The 1,062-nt window shown below is 75.0% G+C and carries 1 pseudogene; it reads right to left on the reverse strand.

What is annotated here, in order from left to right:
• Positions 1-93: 93 nt before the first annotated feature.
• Positions 94-1,062: pseudogene (locus tag FNQ90_RS24445) on the reverse strand (cryptochrome/photolyase family protein); the annotation flags it as partial.

Consider the following 1,062-nt stretch of genomic DNA (forward strand, 5'->3'; position numbering starts at 1 on the left):
GAGGCGGGCCTGGGCGGTGGGCCGGACGGAACGGGCACGCCGGTCGTCCGGTCCCACCATGCCGCGCGCCGGGGCGGGTGTGGGGGCGTGGCGTCACGGCGGCGTGTCGCCGCGCTCCCGGTGCCGGGCGAGCACCTCCTCGAGGTCGCCGAGGCGGTCGAGGCCGGCGACGGCCCGGGCGGTTCGGTGATTGCCGCGCAGCAGGGCCCGGTGCCGGTGGACGAAGGCCCAGGACCCGGTGGTGAAGGGGCAGGCCCGCTCACCGGTGCGCTCGCCCGGGCGGTGGGCGCACGACCCGCAGTGGTCGGTCATGCGGTGGAGGTGGGCGCCGCCGGAGGTGTACGGCTTGGTGGTCATCCGGCCCCCGTCGGCGTACTGGGACATGCCGATGACGTTGGGCGGCATCACCCAGTCGTGGCCGTCGACGAAGCAGCGGTGGAACCAGTCGGTGACCGCGGCCGGGTCCCAGCCGCTCTGGAGGGCGTGGCTGCCGAGGATCATCAACCGGGGGATGTGGTGGGTCCATCCGGTGTCGCGGACCCGGGCGAGGGTGTCGGCCAGACAACGGGCGGTCACCGCCTCGGCGTCCAACTCCAGGAACCATCCGGGGAGCGGGGCGTGGTGGCGCAGGGCGTTGCTTCGGCGGTACTCCTCACCGAAGTGCCAGTACAGGGCCCACACGTACTCGCGCCATCCGGCGATCTGCCGGATGAACCCCTCGGCGCTGTTGAGCGGAACGGCTCCCCGCCGCCAGGCGTCCTCGGCCCGGTCGACGCACTCCGCCGGGTGCGGGAGACCGAGGTTGAGGGGCACCGACAGCAGGCTGTGGCTCATGGTCGGGTCGGCGGCGAGCACGGCGTCCTCGTGGGGGCCGAAGGTCGCCAACCGCAGCTCGACGAACCGGCGCAGGGCGGCGAGCGCCTCACGGCGGGTGACGGGGAAGCGGCGGGGGCCGTCGCGCCCCACGAAGGCACCCGGGTGGTCGCGCTCCCAGCGGTCGAGCTCCCAGCGGACCTCCTCGTCGATGTCGTCCTCCCGGGGGCGGTACGGCCGGGGCAGGCG

It is taken from the genome of Streptomyces alkaliphilus, from assembly GCF_014141535.1.
GTDB classification, from domain to species: domain Bacteria; phylum Actinomycetota; class Actinomycetes; order Streptomycetales; family Streptomycetaceae; genus Streptomyces; species Streptomyces alkaliphilus.